20 protein-coding genes are annotated in these 18,627 nt (G+C 63.4%); 8 read left to right on the forward strand and 12 right to left on the reverse strand.

The window, feature by feature from the left end:
• Window positions 1–164: 164 nt before the first annotated feature.
• Together KY084_RS06105 and KY084_RS06110 are read right to left on the reverse strand one after the other, a co-directional pair.
• Window positions 165–1,967, reverse strand: coding sequence for a hypothetical protein (locus KY084_RS06105; protein ID WP_219237554.1), 1,803 nt, complete (start codon window positions 1,965–1,967; stop codon window positions 165–167).
• Entirely contained in the window at window positions 1,952–2,161 is a 210-nt protein-coding gene (locus tag KY084_RS06110) for a hypothetical protein (RefSeq protein WP_219237555.1), read from the reverse strand. The genes KY084_RS06105 and KY084_RS06110 overlap by 16 nt, the downstream gene beginning before the upstream one ends.
• Before the next feature lie 88 nt (window positions 2,162–2,249).
• On the opposite strand from KY084_RS06110, the gene KY084_RS06115 reads away from it, so the two are divergent.
• Window positions 2,250–2,639 (forward strand): hypothetical protein, encoded by a 390-nt coding sequence (locus tag KY084_RS06115; RefSeq protein ID WP_219237556.1) that lies wholly within the window; start codon window positions 2,250–2,252, stop codon window positions 2,637–2,639.
• A 34-nt stretch (window positions 2,640–2,673) separates the two neighbouring features.
• On the opposite strand, the gene KY084_RS06120 is transcribed toward KY084_RS06115, so the two are convergent.
• The 5 genes from KY084_RS06120 to KY084_RS06140 all read right to left on the reverse strand — a co-directional run bounded on the left by KY084_RS06120 (window position 2,674) and on the right by KY084_RS06140 (window position 5,896).
• Window positions 2,674–3,312: a GAF domain-containing protein gene (locus KY084_RS06120; RefSeq protein WP_219237557.1), complete on the reverse strand. Its 639-nt coding sequence runs from the start codon at window positions 3,310–3,312 to the stop codon at window positions 2,674–2,676.
• Window positions 3,313–3,418: 106 nt separating this feature from the next.
• Window positions 3,419–3,955, reverse strand: a complete 537-nt coding sequence (locus KY084_RS06125; protein ID WP_246586951.1) for a MotE family protein — start codon at window positions 3,953–3,955, stop codon at window positions 3,419–3,421.
• A complete protein-coding gene (locus KY084_RS06130; RefSeq protein WP_219237559.1) occupies window positions 3,955–4,368 on the reverse strand; it encodes a DUF6468 domain-containing protein in 414 nt (137 codons plus the stop codon). Before KY084_RS06130 ends, KY084_RS06125 begins: the two co-directional genes overlap by 1 nt.
• Window positions 4,365–5,378, reverse strand: a complete 1,014-nt coding sequence (gene fliM, locus KY084_RS06135) for a flagellar motor switch protein FliM (protein ID WP_219237560.1) — start codon at window positions 5,376–5,378, stop codon at window positions 4,365–4,367. The genes KY084_RS06130 and fliM overlap by 4 nt, the downstream gene beginning before the upstream one ends.
• Entirely contained in the window at window positions 5,375–5,896 is a 522-nt protein-coding gene (locus tag KY084_RS06140; protein WP_219237561.1) for a flagellar basal body-associated FliL family protein, read from the reverse strand. Before KY084_RS06140 ends, fliM begins: the two co-directional genes overlap by 4 nt.
• A gap of 124 nt (window positions 5,897–6,020) precedes the next feature.
• Here KY084_RS06140 and KY084_RS06145 point away from each other — a divergent pair, with 124 nt between their 5' ends.
• The 7 genes from KY084_RS06145 (at window position 6,021) to KY084_RS06175 (ending at window position 10,844) form a co-directional block, all read left to right on the forward strand.
• A complete protein-coding gene (locus tag KY084_RS06145) occupies window positions 6,021–6,761 on the forward strand; it encodes a flagellar hook basal-body protein (protein WP_219237562.1) in 741 nt (246 codons plus the stop codon).
• A gap of 16 nt (window positions 6,762–6,777) precedes the next feature.
• Window positions 6,778–7,560, forward strand: coding sequence for a flagellar basal-body rod protein FlgG (gene flgG / locus KY084_RS06150; RefSeq protein WP_219237563.1), 783 nt, complete (start codon window positions 6,778–6,780; stop codon window positions 7,558–7,560).
• The gene (gene flgA / locus KY084_RS06155) at window positions 7,557–8,006 is read left to right on the forward strand and encodes a flagellar basal body P-ring formation chaperone FlgA (RefSeq protein ID WP_219237564.1); all 450 of its coding nucleotides are present in this window, start codon (window positions 7,557–7,559) and stop codon (window positions 8,004–8,006) included. The genes flgG and flgA overlap by 4 nt, the downstream gene beginning before the upstream one ends.
• Window positions 8,007–8,020: 14 nt before the next feature.
• On the forward strand, window positions 8,021–8,773 hold the full coding sequence (flgH, locus tag KY084_RS06160) for a flagellar basal body L-ring protein FlgH (RefSeq protein ID WP_219237565.1): 753 nt from the start codon (window positions 8,021–8,023) through the stop codon (window positions 8,771–8,773).
• Window positions 8,774–8,985: 212 nt separating this feature from the next.
• Window positions 8,986–9,804: a flagellin gene (locus KY084_RS06165; protein ID WP_219237566.1), complete on the forward strand. Its 819-nt coding sequence runs from the start codon at window positions 8,986–8,988 to the stop codon at window positions 9,802–9,804.
• Window positions 9,805–10,044: 240 nt separating this feature from the next.
• Window positions 10,045–10,422, forward strand: a complete 378-nt coding sequence (locus tag KY084_RS06170) for a hypothetical protein (RefSeq protein WP_343227963.1) — start codon at window positions 10,045–10,047, stop codon at window positions 10,420–10,422.
• A gap of 98 nt (window positions 10,423–10,520) precedes the next feature.
• Window positions 10,521–10,844 carry a hypothetical protein gene (locus KY084_RS06175; RefSeq protein WP_219237568.1) on the forward strand — a complete coding sequence of 108 codons (324 nt, stop codon included), beginning with the start codon at window positions 10,521–10,523 and terminating at the stop codon, window positions 10,842–10,844.
• Window positions 10,845–10,907: 63 nt separating this feature from the next.
• Here KY084_RS06175 and KY084_RS06180 read toward each other — a convergent pair whose 3' ends face one another.
• The 5 genes from KY084_RS06180 to KY084_RS06200 all read right to left on the reverse strand — a co-directional run bounded on the left by KY084_RS06180 (window position 10,908) and on the right by KY084_RS06200 (window position 18,627).
• The gene (locus tag KY084_RS06180; RefSeq protein ID WP_219237569.1) at window positions 10,908–12,854 is read right to left on the reverse strand and encodes a putative bifunctional diguanylate cyclase/phosphodiesterase; all 1,947 of its coding nucleotides are present in this window, start codon (window positions 12,852–12,854) and stop codon (window positions 10,908–10,910) included.
• Between the two features lie 145 nt (window positions 12,855–12,999).
• Window positions 13,000–13,653, reverse strand: coding sequence for a flagellar hook assembly protein FlgD (locus KY084_RS06185; RefSeq protein WP_219237570.1), 654 nt, complete (start codon window positions 13,651–13,653; stop codon window positions 13,000–13,002).
• A gap of 10 nt (window positions 13,654–13,663) precedes the next feature.
• Window positions 13,664–15,214 (reverse strand): flagellar hook-length control protein FliK, encoded by a 1,551-nt coding sequence (locus KY084_RS06190; protein ID WP_219237571.1) that lies wholly within the window; start codon window positions 15,212–15,214, stop codon window positions 13,664–13,666.
• A gap of 31 nt (window positions 15,215–15,245) precedes the next feature.
• Complete coding sequence (gene flhA, locus KY084_RS06195; protein WP_219237572.1) at window positions 15,246–17,327, reverse strand: flagellar biosynthesis protein FlhA; 2,082 nt, start codon at window positions 17,325–17,327, stop codon at window positions 15,246–15,248.
• Window positions 17,328–17,331: 4 nt separating this feature from the next.
• On the reverse strand, window positions 17,332–18,627 hold the full coding sequence (locus tag KY084_RS06200; RefSeq protein WP_219237573.1) for a sigma-54-dependent transcriptional regulator: 1,296 nt from the start codon (window positions 18,625–18,627) through the stop codon (window positions 17,332–17,334).

Raw genomic sequence — 18,627 nt, forward strand, 5'->3', positions numbered from 1 at the left:
TCGGACGGCTCGGCTGCTTCCCCTGGCGGCCGGGCCTTTTTTGTCTGTAGCAAGGCTGCCCGGCGCTTGAACGCCATAGATATTATCGCGAGAGGGTGTCGCGTGCGTTCTCCGAAGGGGGGAGGGCGGCGTCCCGGACACTGGCAGCCCCCATGCAGCAGCGTTTATCCGTCGAGCAGCGGCCCGAACGATCCGACGGTGGGCGCGCCGGGCATTGCGGCCAGCGCCGCCTCGATCGCTCCGGGTTGCACCTGATCGGGTTGATCGGTGAGGAGCGCGAGCGCACGGCCGGCCGGCCGGTCGGCAAGCGCTTTGCCATAGCGTTCGCGCAGCGCGGAAAGCCCTGCTTCATCGCCCTGCATGGCAAGCGCGACCGCCTGACGAAGGACCGTTGTTTCGGCCATGGCGTCGATGCCGGCCGGGCCGGGAAGCGCGGCGGCATTCACTTTCGCGAAACGCTGCCAGTCGCGCCGATGCCACAGCATTTCCGCCTTTAGCGGGGCCGAGTCCGGGACAAGGTCGAGCATCGTCATCGCTTCGGCATTCTTGCCAAGCCGGAACAGCGCGATAGCGCTCATCCGCCGTCGATCGGTCAGCATGGTTTGGGGATAGGCAGGCTCGTCGCTTGCCTCCATTACCGCAAGCGCGGCATCGGGACGACCGGCGAGCAGTTCGAGTTCGGCGATGCGAACCGAAAGCGGGCCCTTGGCGATATCGGTCGCGCGATTGTCCATCTGATAGCGCAGTAATTCGGCCGCGCGCTGGAACAGCCGCGCATCGGCAAGCCGGTCGGCAAGGCGCGCCGCAACCGCGTCGCCCGCCCCACCGGTGGGGGAAAGGTCGCGATATTCCCAATAAATTCCCGCCGCCTGCGACAAGGGAAGCCGTTGATCATCAAGCAGCAGGTCGGAGAGCATGGCCTGAAGCCGTTCCAGCACCGGCCGCGTCTGTTTGCCCAGATCGAAATGACGGAAAAGGCTGGCGCCCGCTTCAAGCGCGGCGCGCTCGTCGCCCATCTCTTCGGCAACGTCCCAGCGCAGCTTCAGCGCCTTTCGCTCGGTGACATCGCCGCGCCAGCGATAGAGAATGGTATCGAGCTGCTTCGCGGCAGCGCCGGGGGACAGCGATTTTTCGGCAAGTTCCGCCTCAATGATTGCCAGTTGCGCCGCCGGTTTTTCGCGAACATCACCGGCGAGCCCCGCCCGGCGGAGCCTGAGTAGCCCCTCATCAATCTTGCCCTGCGCGATCAGCGCCTTGCCACGTAACAGATTTGCTGTCGCATCGCTGTCTTCGAAACGCGCGAGCAACGACAATGCCTGCGATGGCTCACCGATGCCGAGTGCGGTTTGCGCGCCCGCTACGACGAAGGGACGTTGCTCGCGTGCCGGCATCGCATCCATCGCGGGCGCGGCGCAGCGAAATTCGTGCGCTGCCGCCTGCCAGTCCTCTGCCTGTACCTGAAGTCGCATGCGCCAGGCGCAGGCGCGGCCGAAATCATCGAGCCCAGGCCCGGAAAGCGCGGCCAGCGCTTCCTTTGTCCGGTTGAGGCTGCCAAGTGCCATGCCATAGGCAAGCCGCCATGCCGGAACGAGTTCAAGGTCGAATTCGTCGGCCTGCATCACCGAAAGCGCGCCAAAGGCTTCGGCTGTACGCCCGTGTTTCAACAGCGTGCGGGCGACGTTCCACCGCGCTTCCTGGCGGGCGCCGGGGGCAGAGCGTGCAAGCGCCGTCCAGGCAGCATCGATCGAGGGAATATCGCGATCGGCCTGGCCGATCGGCATCTGCGCGAGACGCGCGGCGAAACGACCCAGATCATCCCGCTCGCCCGACCCTTCGCCATCGTCCGCGCCATCGGCCGCTGCGGGCGACATGATCGATGCGGGATGGTCCGGCGCGGGGGCATTGGCGGTCGAAGCGAGCAGCGCCGCTATGATCAGGGGGCGGCCGGGCTTCATCGCAGCAGCCATGCCTGAAGCGCGCCGCCAAGCGCGGCGGCGGCCAGAAACAAAAGGATCAGCGCAAGCGGACGCGGCTTGCGCGCTACCGATATCGCTTCGGGGGCGGCATCTATCACCGCCGTTTCGGGATTCGCCTCGACCGGTACGGCGGCGGGGCGGGAACCGACGACGCGAACGCGCGCGGGTTTCTGATCGTAACTCATGCTTTCATCCGGCGGCTGAACTTTCCTTCTATTATAGAAACCGGAACCCCTGCCCGGTTCGCCGCGCAGCGATAGGAGTCTTTCGGTCGTGTCTCGCCTTTTACGTCTTCTGCCCGCAGCGCCGCTTCTATTCCTCGCGCCGCCGCTATGGGCTGCGGAAGGGGAAGCGGCGGGGGCTGGCGTCACGCAACTCGACCCGTTTCACGTTCCCATTGTCGATGGGAGCCGGATCGTCGGCCGGCTGGACCTGCTGGTGGCGGTCGAACCCGATGCGCAGGGGCACGGCCCGATCGTGCAGCCGGTTGTCCGCGCCGCGCTGTTTTCGGCAATGATCGAATTTGCGCGGCTTCACGCTTCCACGCGACTGCCAATAGATGTCGGTGCGTTGTCCGGCGCACTGGATAACGCGGTGCAGCAGGCGCATGGCGGCGCGGGCAAGGTGTTGTTGCTGGAAGTCCGCACCTATCCCGACCAGTAAGGATAACCGATCGACATGATTGCCCGGCCCCCCATCATGGGGCGGCGTCGGGTTCGATCGAGCGAAGCACATGGTCAAGCGCGGTGACCAGATCGTCATCGCCCTCCCGCATCGCTTTGCGGATCATCTCCATCAGCGGACCGACGGCATATTTCTCTGTGCGATGGCGATGGTGGGATTGCTGGATTTCGCGTGTGATGTAATCCGCTTCGGTTTCGAGCTGTGCCAGGACTTCCGCATCGAAATCGTCGCGTGGTTCGGTGTCCGCGACGAAGACCGTACCGATGGCGCCGCCCAGAATGCCGCCGAGCGGCACGCCCGCATAGGCGCGTATCCGCATCGGGCCGATCACTGCCGGGTGATCCTTGAATTCGGGATCTTTCAGAAGATTGGGCAGCGTCACCTTGCTGTTGCGTTTGACGACCGCGGCGCACAGCGATTCCGAAAGCGGCAGGCTTTCCGCATCGATCCGATGGCAGATCGGCAGCCAGCAGGTTTCGTCGTTCATGACTGTTATGCCGCTGACGCGCGTGCGCGTGCGCTCGGCAAGTTTTGCGATGCGCTCCTGAAGCACGGCGTCGCCGCGCAGCAACAACATTCCGGATGCCAGGATTGCGGCCTGACGCAGCGTTGCCGAGCGTTGCTCGTCATTCGAGGGTGAGGAAGACCCCAATCATTGTCCCCCGCAAAAGGCATGGAAACGGTGCTGCAGCACAGGGCATGCCTTTTTTGCGGATCGGAGTCACTAGCGTAGATTTACGTAAACGGAACTTGGCTGTTTATTTGGCTGCGCTCTTGCGGGTCGCTGAACGAACAGGTTCGCCGCGCGCCAGCGCCATCGAAAGCGCGGCCGCTCCCTGCGGCGACATCGAAGCCATGATCAGCCCCGCGTTTCGTTCGCGCATATTCTGGGCGATGCGAAGCTGAACATCGGGGTCGAGCTTTTCGAGCACCAGCGCAGCGCGTGCAGGCTTCATCGCCTGATAGATGCGGGCAAGTTCCTCGAACCGCTCCTTTGCGGGATCTTCGACCGATTCGCCCTTTTTCGAAGCCGAACGCGTTCCCGCAGCATTGGCATCGCCAAGCTGGCGCTGCATCCGCGTCTGCGCGGCCTTCAGCGCCTGTTCGCGAAGATCAAGCGAACGCTGGCGCTGCTCCTCGCGGCTTTGCTGCGCCTTCATATCGGCCCTGATCTCGTTGCCGAGCCGGGTGTCCTGTTGCGCGGGATCGTTACTGCCGGCAAGCGCGGCGGCGCCGTTTGCCACAACGGCAAGCGCGCTGGCCGCCGCGGTCAGGGGGAGCAGGGGCAGGCGCATCACGCGGCTTCCTTCTCGGCGGCCTTTTCGGCCGGTGTTTTCGACTGGCGCTGCGCCTTCGCGCCGCGCGCGCCCCGCGCGTTCTTGGCGCTTGCCTGCGGCGGCGTTTCCTCACGCGAACGCGCAAGGCGTTCGGCGCTGGCATCGGCCAGTTCGGTCATCATGCGCAGTTCCTCGGCAATCGCTTCGGCGCGCATGAGGGCGTCGCTCGAATCCGAACAGCGTTTCAGCGTGCCTTTCAGTTCGGACATCACGATCCGTGCCTGCATCGTCGCCTGGTCAAGCGCGCTCACCACTTGCGACAGGTCGCCGCGCTTCACCGCGTTCAGGCTGCGGATCATTCGCACGCTTTGGACGGTCACTGCGCCGCACAGCAGGATGGTCACGATATTGGCGATCAGGGTGAAGGTCATTGTCGCACTCCCTTTGCGATGTCGGATACCAGTCGCACAGCGACGTTGTTCGATCGCTGGCCGATCTGGGCGCGGCCCAGCGTTACGCCGCCGCATTGCAGTTCAAGCGGTTCGTCGGGGCCGTGGAACAGCGAAATCGTCTGCCCCACGTCGAAATCACGCACCTGGGCCAGCGGCAGCATCCGTTCGCCCAGCACGACATCCACGGTGACGTCGGTCTGACGGATTTCGGCCGCCATATGCGCTTCCCAGATATTGTCGCGGCCCAGCTTCTCGCCCATGAACCGCTGGCCCAGAAGGTGGCGGACGGGTTCGATGGTGGCATAAGGCAGCAGGATGCTGAACCGGCCGCCGCGTTCGTCCATGTCGACGCGGAACGTGGCGACGGCGCAGATATTGGTCGATCCGGCGATCGTCGCGAAGCGCGGGCTGGTTTCGATGCGCTCCAGCGACATGGTGTTCGGTGTGATCGGCGCCATCGAACTCGACATGTCGGACAGCGCATGGCGAAGCATCCGGCCGACAAGATCGGTTTCGATGGTGGTGAAGCCGCGCCCGTCGATCATCATCGAATCGCCGCCGCGTCGACCGCCCAGCAGCGCGTCGACCACCGAATAGATCAGGCCGGAATCAACGGTGATAAGGCCGTAATTTTCCCATTCTTCAACCCGAAACACGCCAATCATCGCGGGCAGCATCACCCGGCCCATGAAATCGCCGAAGCGCACCGAGGACACCTCTTCCAGGCTGACATCGATCGCGTCGGAGGTGAGGTTGCGCATCGAGGTGGCGAAGATGCGCACCATGCGATCGAACACCACTTCCAGCATCGGCAGCCGTTCATGGCTGACGACGTCGGATTCGATGAGCGCACGCAAACCCTGTTTCGGTTCGACCGGCCCGCCCACATCGCCGAACAGCGCGTCGATGCCCGCCTGGTCGAGCGGCGTATCGGGATTGAAATCGCCGGCGGGCGGATCGGGCAGGAAATCTTCGAAATCGTCGCTCATTGCTGGATCATGTCCTGGATGAGAATGTCTTTCACCTGGCCATGGCCAAGCACATCATCGGCGCGCAGCAGCAGTTCCTCCTTGACGCGGAAGACGGCGGCCGAACCATTCAGGTCTTCGGGACGTAGCTCGCGCAGGAAGGGCTGATAGCTGTCGAGCAGAAGCGGCAGCTTCGCCTCGATCGCATCCGCGTTCCCCGCAGGACCGGGGACCAGCATGAAATGCACCTTCAGGAAATGCGCGCTGCCGTCGGTGCTGCGCAGGTTCACCATCATCGCCGGCACATCGACAAAGGTTTCGGTGCCTTCACCGCCACCGTGATCGCCCGCTTCCGCGCCATGGCCGCTGTCGGACGCTTCGGCCGGGTCGCCGCCCAGAAAGGCATAGGCACCGCCGCCGACGCCGCCCACCAATGCCAGCGCGCCGGCCGCGATGATGAACAGCTTTTTCTTTCCCTTTTTGGGAGCGGCCGTTTCCTCGGCCGCGTCGGCGGAAATGTCCGCTTTGTCCTCGCTCATCGCCCTGTTTCCTTTTGCGCGGGTCCGCGACCGGACCGGCAGTTTGGTCCTATTATAGGAGAGCGAGCAGGCAATTTTTGCCTAGTCGAAAAAAACTGAACAGATTTTTCAAGGACGCTTCGTCTTGGACATTACATCCTATGTATTGCTGAGCCATGAGCAGGCGCTGCGCCGCCGGATGGACGTCGTGTCGAACAACATGGCGAACCTTTCGACCGCCGGATTCAAGCGTGAAGACCCGCTGTTCCGCGAATATGTCGAACGCACCGGCAATGCCGACGCGCCGACGCGCACCACATCGATGGTGCTCGATTACGGAACGGTCCACGATACCAGCGCGGGCAGTTTTCAGGTGACCGACAACCCGCTCGACATCATGATCGACGGTCCGGGCTATCTCAGCGTGGAAACGCCGGAAGGCGGCGTCGCATATACGCGCGCGGGCTATCTGAAAGTGGCGGAGGACGGCACGCTGACCAATGCGGCCGGAATGCGCCTGCTGGGCGAGGGTGGTCGGCCTATCACCGTGCCGGTGGAGGATGCGGGCCGGCTCAGCATCGCCGATGACGGCACGATCAAGGGGCCGAACGGTGAGCTCGGCCGGGTCGCGGTCACGATGTTCGATAACGAAGCCAGCGTTGATCCGCGCGGTGACGGCATGTTCACCGGGCAGGGCGGACGCGAACTTACCGCTGCGGAAACGCGGCTGCGCAGCGGCGGGATCGAAGGGTCGAATGTCCAGCCGATCGTCGAAACCACGAACATGGTCGCGATCCTGCGCGCCTATCAAACCAGCATGCGGATGGCGGAATCGATGAACGACATCCGCAAATCCGCCATCGACAAGCTCGGCCGCTTCGGCTGATCGAAGGAGAAACCAAATGCGTGCTCTTTTTACCGCCGGCACCGGGATGCTTGCCCAGCAAACCAATGTCGATGTGATTTCGAACAATATCGCGAACATGAACACCACCGCGTTCAAGCGGCAGCGGGCAGAATTTCAGGACCTGCTGTATCAGCAGGTATCGCGCCCCGGTTCCGCTTCGGGGCCGGACAGCCGGGTGCCGAGCGGTATTCAGATTGGTACGGGCGTGCGCACGGGCGGCGTCTATCGCATTGGCGAACAGGGCTCGCTCAGCCAGACCGACAACCGCTACGACCTTGCGATCGAGGGGCGCGGCTTCTTCGCGATCACGCTCCCTTCGGGCGAAACCGGCTATACCCGTGACGGTTCGTTCCAGATTTCGGATCAAGGCGAATTGGTAACCCAGGACGGATTCCCGGTGCAGCCGGGCATCAATATCCCGGAAGAAGCGATCGACGTCGTCGTTTCGAAAACGGGTGAGGTGCAGGTGAAGATTTCGGGTCAGCCCGAACTTCAGAATGTCGGCCAGCTTCAGCTTGCGACGTTCATCAACGAAGCCGGGCTGGAGGCGCAGGGCGGCAATCTGTTCCTGGAAACCGCGGCATCGGGTCAGCCGACCTTCGCAGCGCCGGGCGATCCATCGTTCGGCACGGTGCAGCAGGGGTTCATTGAAAGCTCCAACGTCAATCCGGTATCGGAAATCACCGCGCTGATCACCGCGCAGCGCGCCTATGAAATGAACAGCCGCGTCGTGAAGACGGTCGACGAAATGCTGTCCACGACGAGCCAGATGCGATGATCCGCGCGGCCGTCATGGCATTGGCGCTGTTCGCGCCGTTCGCGACGCCCGCGATTGCCGCCCCCGAAACGGCGGAGGTTGCGGTGCTGGCCAATCCGGTGATGCGCGGCGACCTACTGAACGCCGGCGACTTCGTGGTCGAGGAACGCCCCGTGTCGGCTTCGCGCGGCGCGCTCGACATTCAATCGGCGTCGGGAATGGAGGCGAAGCGCTCGCTTGGCCCCGGCTCGATCGTCCGCGTTACCGATATCGTCACGCCGCGTCTGGTGCACCGGGGCGAACCGGTGCTGATCGTCGTGAAACGGGCCGGGCTGGTGATTACCGGTCGCGGCCGCGCGCTGGGCAGCGCCGGTGCGGGCGAGGCGGTTCGCGTGGTCGCCGATGCCACCAACCGCACACTTGACGGCACCGTGGGACCGGATGGTTCGGTTCTGGTCGGCGGATAAGGGGAAGACAGAATATGCGTAAGCTGTTTTGCGCCGTGGCGATCGCCGCGATGCTGCCTGGCTGTGCCTCGATGGACCAGCTGGGGCGGATGGGCAGGGCGCCCAAGCTGACCCCGGCAGAGCCGGTTACGATGCCGGCCACCGAACCTTCGCTTGGTATGCCCAGCCTTGGCACCGTGCAGGCGCTGACCCCTGGCGCACCGCCGCCCGCAGGCACGAGCAGCGCATCGCTGTTCCGACCGGGGGCGGGGAGCTTTCTGGGCGATCAGCGGGCAAGCCGTACCGGCGACATCCTGACGATCCGCATCCAGATTCAGGACAAGGCGGAAGTGGGCAATACGACCACGCGTCAGCGCGCGGGATCGGAAAATGCCAGCGTCGCTTCGCTGCTGGGCCTGGAAAAACTGCTTCCCAACAGTATCGACCCCAGCAACCTTGCCTCGACCAGTTCGAATTCCAAATCGAGCGGCGGCGGTAATATCAGCCGATCGGAAACGATCAACATGACGATGTCGGCCATCGTCACGGGTGTGTTCCCGAACGGCAACCTCGCTATTCGCGGGCGGCAGGAAGTGCGGGTGAACTACGAACTGCGCGAACTGGTCGTGACGGGAATCGTGCGACCGCAGGATATCGCGCGCGACAATTCGATCCTGCATTCGCAGATTGCGGAGGCGCGCATCAGCTATGGCGGACGCGGCCAGCTTTCCGAAGCGCAGCAGGCGCGATGGGGGCAGCAGATCTACGACGCACTCTTCCCGTTCTGATCGAACCAAAAGCAGAAAAACCAGGGTCGGCCGCTGTGCCGGCCCTTTTTTTATTAACCTGCCGGAAACCATCAAAATTACAGCGGCGACGACCGGCGGACCGCGATCCTTTCCAAAATGGACCATGACCTCATTCTCGCGGGTCGTCGGCGGACCGCCGTTCCGGTCCATGGCTGCAGAAGCGGCCATTCATTTCCAGAAGGAATATTATCATGGGCTTTTCCGTGAACACCAATGTCGGCGCGATGGCCGCTCTTCAGAGCCTCAACGCGACCAACAAAGGCCTGGCCACCACCCAGAGCCGCATCAACACCGGTCTTAACGTCGCTTCGACCAAGGACGATTCGGCTGCCTTCACCATCGCTCAGACGCTTCGCGGCGACCTGGGTGGTCTGTCGGCCGTCAATTCGTCGCTCAGCCGCGCCAAGAGCACGGTTGACGTTGCGACCGCCGGTGCCGAGCAGGTCTCCGACCTCGTCAATCAGATGAAGGCGAAGGCCGTTGAAGCTTCGGACGCGGGTCTGGACGATGACAGCCGCACTGCGCTGGGCAAGGACTTCGATGCGCTCAAGGAGCAGATCAATACGATCATCGATTCGTCCGAGTTCAACGGCACGAACCTGCTGAAGGCTTCGGGTGGTTCCGTTTCCGCGCTGCAGTCGACCGATACGTCGGCGGGCACGCTGGACGTTGCCAACCAGGACCTGACTGCAGTCGTGACCGCGATCGGTTCGACCTTCACCGACGCCGCCACGGCGAAGACGATGGTCGACACGCTCGATACGCAGGCGGATGCGATCAACACCAAGCTCAGCACGCTGGGCGCGGCTGGTCGCAAGATCGAAGGTCAGCAGACCTTCGTGAGCAAGCTGTCTGACGTTATCGACAGCGGTATCGGCAACCTTGTCGATGCCGATCTGGCGAAGGAATCGGCGAAGCTTCAGGCGCTTCAGGTCAAGCAGCAGCTTGGCGTGCAGGCCCTGTCGATCGCCAACCAGGCGCCGCAGACGATCACGTCGCTGTTCCGTTAAGAGCAATAGCGATTGCGGCAGCTGCAGCCGCAATTGGCGGGAGGCCGGGGTGGAGCAATCCATCCCGGCCTTTTGCATTGTCGCAAGGCGTTCCCGACGGCCGGAACGAACACGCAAAAACAACGCATTCGGCAGCCATACTTTTTTAACGCTGAAGTCGTCGGCAGCAGCCCGACCAGTCCCTCGCGCCGCTATAAAACAGTTATGCACCTGCCTTATTTCGTCCGAATTCGCGAGCTTGTGGACGCTAGCGGCGTTCGCCTGCGGCTCGGCGTGGAAAACGGCCCCGCCGGGCTTCAGATTGCGCTTGAGCGATCCGATCTTGCCGCGGTTCCGCTCGCCACGCTCGATATCTACGGCGCGGAACTGCTGTGCGGATTCATCATGGCGGCCAGGCTGGCCGGCAGCGACGATCTGGCCGAGGAGCAGGCATGGGGTGCCAACGCGGCGACCTTTGCGCTTCTGGGATCGGCGCGGCGGATAGAGATTGTCCAGAATGGCTCGGCCGGGCCGGTTTCGATCCCCGCCACCCTGTGGGACCGCTTGTTCGCAGAACTGTGTATTGTCGCCGCACATGGCCGCGCCGTCGCGGAGCCCGGCCGGGCAACGCTGCACTGATGCGCAAGCAACACATGTTTCGCGATATTTCGTTTCGCCGCCCGCATGGGCATTGATGAGGTCGCGGACCCATTCGTCCGCACATAAGGGGAAACCCGATGAATCCTGCTGAAGCCAAGGCAATCAACGAACCCGACCGCCGGGTCTGGATCTATGGGCCGGAACCTGAATATCGCGTCCATTTCAGCATGACGCTGAGCGATGCGCGCGCATTGTGGCGCGCCGCGCGCGAACAGCTGCTGCAGGCGCCGGGCGGCTCGCAAGCGCTGGTCGAGGAAACGATCGGGAGCGAAGTCACCCCTGCAGTATCGGATTGCATCGCGTTGCTATGCGCGCCACGCGGTGTCGCCGGCTGTTCGGTCAACGATTTCTGGGTGGACAGCATGCCTGGCCTGCCCGAACCCATTCCCGGCTGGCAATAACCGGGAAGCCCGGTCTTTTCCGAAATTCGATTACCAGGACCCCGCGCTTGTCGCGGGGTCGCTTTATGTGGTCAGCGCAGGTTTGGCGAGCATGCCGGGAACCGCTGCTCCCAGCGAACCGGGCAGCGAATATTTCAGCTCTTCGAGCGGGACCGGTTTGCCGAGCAGATATCCTTGCGCATAGCGATATCCGATCCGCGACGTTTCGACCAGCTGCTCCTCGGTTTCGATGCCCTCCATCGTGCATTCAAGCCCCAGCGACTGGCCCAGATTGCGGATTGCGCTGACGATCTGCCGGCCGGCGGGCGAAACCATCCGCGCTGCGAAACTGCGATCCACCTTCACGATGTCGAGCGGCAGGTCCTGTAACGTGTGCAAGCTGGAATAGCCGGTGCCGAAATCGTCCAGCGCGACGCGCATTCCCAGCGTGCGCAACCGTCCCAGTACTTCTCGCGCGCCATCGAAATCGCGGACAAGCGATGTTTCCGTAACCTCGAAGATAAATCGGTCGGGCGGCACCCGCGTCGACAGCACCATCGCGATCAGTTCGCGCATCGTCGTGCCCGATGCGATGTCGTCGGCAGACAGGTTGAACGAAAGGCTGATAGTAGGCGGCAGCGCCGTTATGGCGGCCAGCGCCTTTTCGAAAAGGTGCAGTGTGACCTGACCCATCTTGCCCGATCGTTCGGCGGTCAGGATCAGCATTTCGGCGGGCACCAGCCCCAGCGTCGGCGAATTCCAGCGGGCCAGCGCCTCGACGCTGCGAACGGTCATGGTGCGCGTGTCGTAAATGGGCTGGAAATGCACCGACAGTTCGCGGTCGAGATCGGCCGATTGCAGCGTGCTTTCGATCCGCTGCGCATCGCGAACACGGTCTTCATGCGCGCTGGTGAACACGGCGCATTCGCCCCGACGATTGGTCTTAACGTGGTGCAGCGCGTAATCGGACCGCGCGAACAACGTTTCGGCGTTCGTTCCGGCGTCGGGATAAAAGGCGATGCCGGCGGAACATCCGATCCGCAGTTCCAGATCGTCAAGATCGATCGGTTGGCGGACCAGCGCGCACAATTGTTCGACAATGCGCTGGCCCTCCGCCTGAGACCCCTGGAAAAGCAGGCCGAATTCGTCGCCGCCCAGCCGCGCGACGAACAGGCGTTTGCCGGCGCGTTCGTTCAGGCGACGCGCGGTTTCCACCAGAACCCGGTCGCCGGTGGCATGGCCATAACTGTCATTGACCAGTTTGAACCGGTCGAGATCGAGCAGGGCGATGCAGAAGGGCGGGGCGGAACCGTTTCCGGCCTCCAGCATCTTGCGGATTTGCGCGAACAGCGACCGGCGGTTGGGCATGCCGGTCAGCGGATCGGTATGCGCAAGACGCAGATTTTCGTCGATCAGCCGCACCGCTTCGCCGCGTTCCAGCGCAAGTGCCTGTTGCGATTTGAGCAGCCGGGTGAAGGTGCGGTGCGAATCGAACAACATTCGCAGAACCAGTCCGGCTACTAGGGCAATGCTAAGTGCGACGGCGATGCGTACCGCGCTGCCGCTCCACAGATTATATGCGATCAGCGGCGCCAAAACCCCGGCTGTCATGTAAATCGCCACGCGCGGAGTGTGGATGAGACTCACCAGCGCGCCAAGCAGCGACAGGCCGGTAAACAGCATGATATAGCCGTAATATATGTCGCCGCTGAACGCGCCGAGCGCGAGTGCCCAGACAGTGAATACGCCACCGACCATAGCGGAAAGCCATGTGACGATCCGCAGACGCCTGGTCGATGTCTGCTCGTCCTCCGGCGGTTGCCGCGATGCGATCCACCAGTACGCCACGCGACTCAGTGCACCGCCGACCAGCAGGATCGGCAATATGGTGGTCAGCAGAACAGGCGCTACCGCATAATGGATGGCGGCAAGTGACGTGGTGTTCGCGGCGAGCAGCAGGTAATTCCACGGCAGCTGTCGGCGCAGATAATATAATTGATATTGGACCAGCGAGTATTTGCCGCTCAGCATGTCGCCCTCGTCATTCGAGGGGAGCGGGCAGAACAAATCGTCACGGGGTGGACCGGAACCGGGGGTAAACAGGGGGCACAGACCATCGGTTCCGATCCTTCCCCATCATAGGCGAGTCGCGCCCGTTTCGGTCGCGCCCCGCACGTCAATCCACATTCGTCGTGCCTACGAGCGTATTGAACGAATAAACCGCACCGTTGCCCCGCAATATCACGCCGTCATCCTCCATTGTCGCTTCATCAATCTGGGCATTTGCCCGGACCGTCACGGGAAGCGCATTGCCCGACGTGTCGCTGGCCGCGATGGAAAGCGTATACACGCCTTCCGGTGCGGTCGCGCCGTTGGTCATTTCTCCATCCCATGCAATGCTACCGTCGGCATTGTCCAGAGTCCATTCCGCCACCGGGACACCCGCTGCGTTGGAAACCGTGGCGGTCATCGCGGCGGGAGCGCCCTCGGTCGTATAGCTCCACTGCGCCGGGCTGTTTTCGGCAAGACCCGCGGCATTGCTGTCGAAACTTGCCGTTTTACCGACCAGCGAGGATGCGGAAATCAGGTCCTGCCCTGACAACCGGTCAAGGATCGCGCTGAGCGTCGTGTTCTGCTGAATCGCCTGTTCGACCTGCGAGAACTGGACGAGTTGTTGCGTATATTCCGATGTATCCATCGGATCGAGCGGGTCCTGATTCTGCATCTGGGTGGTGAGCAGTTGCAGAAACATCGTCTTGTCTGAGGTGAGCTTGTCGAGCGAAGACGAGGTTCCGGTCGTGCTGCTGGTCGCGCTGATTGCTGTGGTCATGCGTATGTCCTCATGCGAGCAGGTTTATGCGTCCGGCGGCGATGCCGAGCGGTTGCGCCTGTGCGGGAAGGGGGTCGGTAAGGGCGTCGCTTGCTGCGGCGTCATGTTGAAAGGGCAGGCGGCGTCCGTTGCCGCCGCCCTGCTGGCCGTTCCAGGCGGCGTTTTGCTGACCGCCCGACGTGCCGCCGCCTTCGAAGCGGAACCCTTGCGTTTCGGCGCGAACGCCCGCGTCGTTCAGGGTACGGACCAGCGTATCCGCATCGCGCCGGATCAGGTCCAGCGTGTGGTGATGATCGGCAGTTACGCGCGCGGTCATCATGCCTTTGTCATCGACCGCCAGACGCACCTCGATCCGGCCGAGATCGCCGGGGTCAAGGCGAAGCGTTACGACCTGATCGCCCTTGTGATCAGCGTGGCGCGCAAGTGCGATACCCATGTCATGGCCCGGCGCGGAAGCACGCACGATCCCATCCGAAGGCTGCCCGGGCGGCTGCGCCGATTGCGCGGAGGCCGACTTCGCGTCCATGCCCCGCATCGGATCGGCATTGGGTTGAGCACGCGCGGCGTCGAGGGCGGCGGAAAAGTCCTTTGGCGCGGCGATATCGCGCTGCGGCGCGGATGCGCCCTCGTGCGAGGATGCTTTGGTTTTCCCTGGCTTGGAATCCGGCGCGGCGCTGTCGCCGTTCTGAGATTTCAGGCGTGTTTCGCCATCGGCTTTCGCCATGGCGATTTCTCCCTCGCCCCGCGCGGGGACGATGCCGTCGATGCCCGACGCCGCTGTCGCAGCCCCTTGAGGCTTGTCCTGCTTACTGGTCTTCGCCTGCGCAGAGGGCTGTGGAACCGGCGCGGCCACCGGAACGGCTAGCTGCGCCGCTGCGACGTGCACAGCGGTGGATGCCTGCGACTGGTCATCTGAAGAAGGCGCTGAATCGTCTGCCGGATCAGCGTCCCCTGCATCTTCTGCCGATTGCGCGACGGTCACTATACCAGCTGGCGTTTCGGTCTGGATGTTCGCGGAGGGGGCTGAAGCCTTTGCCATGACTGTCTTGCCATCCGGATCGACATCCGCTTGATCGCCAGAGTTTCTCGGCCCGGTCAGCGTCGATGGCGCCGCCTTGCCCGGCATCGGCGCGTCGATTTGCGCGACGGGAAGCTTCGATCCGTCAGTAGCGGGCGTTTCACCTGTGGAAGCGGCCTCTGGTGAGGCAATCTTGCCGGACAGGTCGGGCGAGCGCAGCGCAGGCGCGATCGGAACTGGCGGCGCACTCACTGCCGAAGCCGGCAATTCGCCTTCGGCCTGGGTCCCGGCCGCTCTCTTGGCTGGGACCGGTTCAGACGATGCGGCGTCGCTGCCTGTTTCGCCAATCGCGAGTTGCAGAGGGGGCAGGGCGGTATCGCCTGTTGCCAGCATCGCGCCCTTGGTCGGCGGGGTGAGCGCGGTTCCGCCCAGAAGATCGGCAAAACCGCCGGTATCGCCGCCCGAAGCGGGGCTGGCGGTCCGGCCAGGGGCGGACGGCGTGGATACGCCGACGAGCGAGAGAGGCTGCATAGAGACCATCATAGACGTTGCCTGCTCCATCCGGTCGCGCGTCTCATCCTATCGATCCGAGCGCGCGGACGCGGGCACGGGCGTGAATTTCGTTTTGCGACAATACGACCGTCGCGGGCCGGACGCGCTCGATCACCGAGCGGACGAACGGCCGGATCGTGGGATTGGTCAGCAGACACGGGATTTCACCGTCGCCCGCCAGCCGGTCATAGGTATCGCGCACCGCCGCGATAAAGCCCTGAAGCGCGGATGGCGCCATGGCGAGTTGCCGTTCGTCGCCCTGACCGACGATGCTTTCGGCAAAAGCGGTGTCCCATTCGGGCGAGAGGGTGACGATGGGGATCGATCCCTCGCGCGCCTGCTGCGCCGAAATCTGGCGGGCGAGCCGGGCACGGACATGTTCGGTGATCTGGGTCAGGTTCTGCGTGATCGGGGACGCTTCGGCAATCCCTTCCAGGATCGTCGGAATGTCGCGGATCGATACTCCTTCGGCGAGCAGGTTTTGCAGGATGCGCTGAACGCCGGAGATCGAGATGCGCGACGGGATGATGTCTGCGACCAGCTTCGACGAGTCGGTGTGCACCTCGTTCAACAGCTTCTGCACCTCGGTATAGCTAAGCATGTCGGCGATATTTTCCTTCACCAGCTCGGTAAGGTGCGTGGTGATGATCGTACCGGCATCGACAACGGTCAGGCCGCGAAAGCCCGCTTCCTCGCGCAATTCGCGGTCGATCCACAGCGCGGGCAGGTTGAACACCGGTTCGCGCGTGTCTTCGCCGGGTATGCCTACTGGTCCGCCGCCGGGATTGATGACCATCAGCCGGTCGAGGCGGATTTCGCCGCGCGCAGCCTCCGTCTCCTTGATCGAGATGATATATTCGTTGGCCTTCAGCGCCATGTTGTCGAGAATTCGTACCGAGGGCAGGACGAAGCCGTATTCGGTCGCCATTTGCCTCCGGAGCGCGCGAACCTGATCGTCCAGGCGCGGCTCGCGGCTCGAATCGTTGATGATAGGCAGCAGGCCATAGCCGATTTCGATCCGCACCGCGTCGATGGCGAGGGTGCGCGAAATCGGTTCTTCCGCGCTCGCTGCCGCTTCCGCCTCGGCGGTTTCGGCGGCGCGCGCCTCACGCTGGGTTTTCTCGGCGTTGACGCGCGAAATCTTCCACGCGGCATAGCCCGACGCGCCAGCAAAGGCGGCGAAGGGGATGAAGGGCAGGCCAGGCATCAGCGCCAGCGCGCCCATCAGCACCGCGACCATGCCGAACGCCTTGGGGAAACGGAAAAGCTGTTCGCCGAGTGCGGTTCCCGCCTTGCCGGCAACCGCACCCTTGGAAACGAGCAGGCCAGCCGCGGTCGAAACGATCAGCGCAGGGATCTGGCTTACCAGGCCATCGCCGACGGTTAGCAGCGTATAGCTTTGAAATGCCTGGCCAAAGGGGACCCCGTGAATGGCGACGCCCATGATCAGCCCGACTATGACGTTGATCGCGGTGATGAGCAGTCCGGCGATCGCATCGCCCTTCACGAATTTGGACGCACCGTCCATCGCGCCGTAAAAGCCGCTTTCGGCCTCCACTTCCTGACGACGAGCGCGCGCCTGTTCCTCGTTGATCATGCCCGCCGACAGATCGGCGTCGATCGCCATCTGCTTGCCCGGCATCGAATCGAGGCTGAAGCGCGCCGCGACTTCGGCGATACGCCCCGCGCCCTTGGTGATGACGACGAAGTTGATGACCACCAGAATCGCGAAGATGGTGAGGCCGATGACGGTTTCGCCACCGATCAAGAACTCGCCGAACGCACCGATGACGCCGCCCGCCGCTTCCGGCCCTTCATGGCCATGTCCCAGGATCAGCCGGGTCGAAGCGAGGTTGAGGCCGAGCCGGAGCATCGTGGCGACCAGCAGGATGGTCGGAAAGGCGGAAAGCTGAAGCGGTTTTTCGATGAACAGCGCCGTCATCAGGATCATCACCGAAAAGGTGATCGAGAGCGCAAGGCCAAGGTCCAGCATCCATGCCGGCATCGGCAGGATCAGCATCGCGATGATGCCGACCACGCCGATCGCGAGCGCCATGTCGCGATTGTCGCCGATGCGGCCGAGGATTTGGGTCAGCTTTTCCATGAAATCATGCCGCCGGAATGGTGGAGATGCCGGCTTCGACGAACGCCTTCAGCTTGTTGCGCATCGTGCGAACCGAAATGCCCAGAATTTGCGAAGCGGAGGTGCGGTTGCCGTTGCACCGCTCCAGCGTCTGCAGGATCAACGCGCGTTCGACTTCTTCCACTGTCCTGCCGACCAGCGCTTCCACCGTGGCTTCGGGCGCGTCGGCTACCGCCGAACGGATGCGCGATCCGTCGGCGAGCACGATGGCGTCGCCATCGACCTGCCCGGTATCGGCAAGCAGCACTGCGCGATGCATCGCCTCCTGAAGCTCTGCGACATTGCCTGGCCAGTCATAGCTTTGGATCAGCGACAGCGCTTCCGGTGAAAGGCGCGGCACTGGCCGGCCCTCCATCGCGGCGAAGCGGGCCAGAAAATTCCCGGCGAGCAGCGACATGTCGTTTCCGCGATCGCGCAGCGGCGGAATGGTGATGCTGGCAAGCGCAAACCGCGCGAGAAGATCGGCGCGAAAACGACCCGCCTCCACCAATGCGCCAAGTTCGCGCGAATTGCTGGCGATCAGGCGCGGCGCCCCCGCTTCGTCGATCGCATCGAGCACCCGATGCTGCAACGCGCCGGGCAGATGGTCGATATCGCGCAAGAACAGCGTGCCCCCGCGCGCGGTGGTGAACGCCCCCCGACGCGTTGCTCTCGCACCGGGAAACTCCCCTTCGTCATGGCCGAACAGTTCGGAAGACAGGATGTCGGGCGCTACCCCATTGCATTCGATGGTATGGAAACAATTGCCGCCGCTCGCGGCATGAACGGCATGCGCCACGCTCTGCTTGCCGGTGCCGCGTTCGCCCGAAATCAGGATCGGCGCGTGCGAGGGTCCCATCGCTCGGGCAAAGGAAAGCGCCCTTGCGAACGCCTGATCCTCGCCGGTCAGCGTCTGTTCGGGAAGCGCGGCGATCTGTCGGATCGCGGCGGCAATCAGTTCGCGATCCGGGGGCAGGGGGATATAATCAGCCGCGCCCGCCCGGATCGCGGCGACCGCGCGTTCGGCAGGGGCGTCGATGCCGCAGGCCAGCACCGGAACCGCGAAGCGCTCCTCGGTTAGATCGGCCAGAAAGGCCGGTACATCGGTTTCAACGTCGATCATCACCATTCCCGATCCACGTTCACGCAAGATTTTCAGCGCTTCGCCCGGCGTATCGGCGAGTTCGACCTGAGCGCCTGCGTCGCGTGCGATCTGGGCCGCTTCGCGAAAAGGTCCGCCGGCCGGCCCGACCAGCAGCATCCTGACGATAGTGCAATCCAT

Origin of the sequence: Stakelama flava (genome assembly GCF_019351405.1) — a bacterium.
Taxonomy (GTDB): Bacteria; Pseudomonadota; Alphaproteobacteria; order Sphingomonadales; family Sphingomonadaceae; genus Sphingomonas; species Sphingomonas flava_A.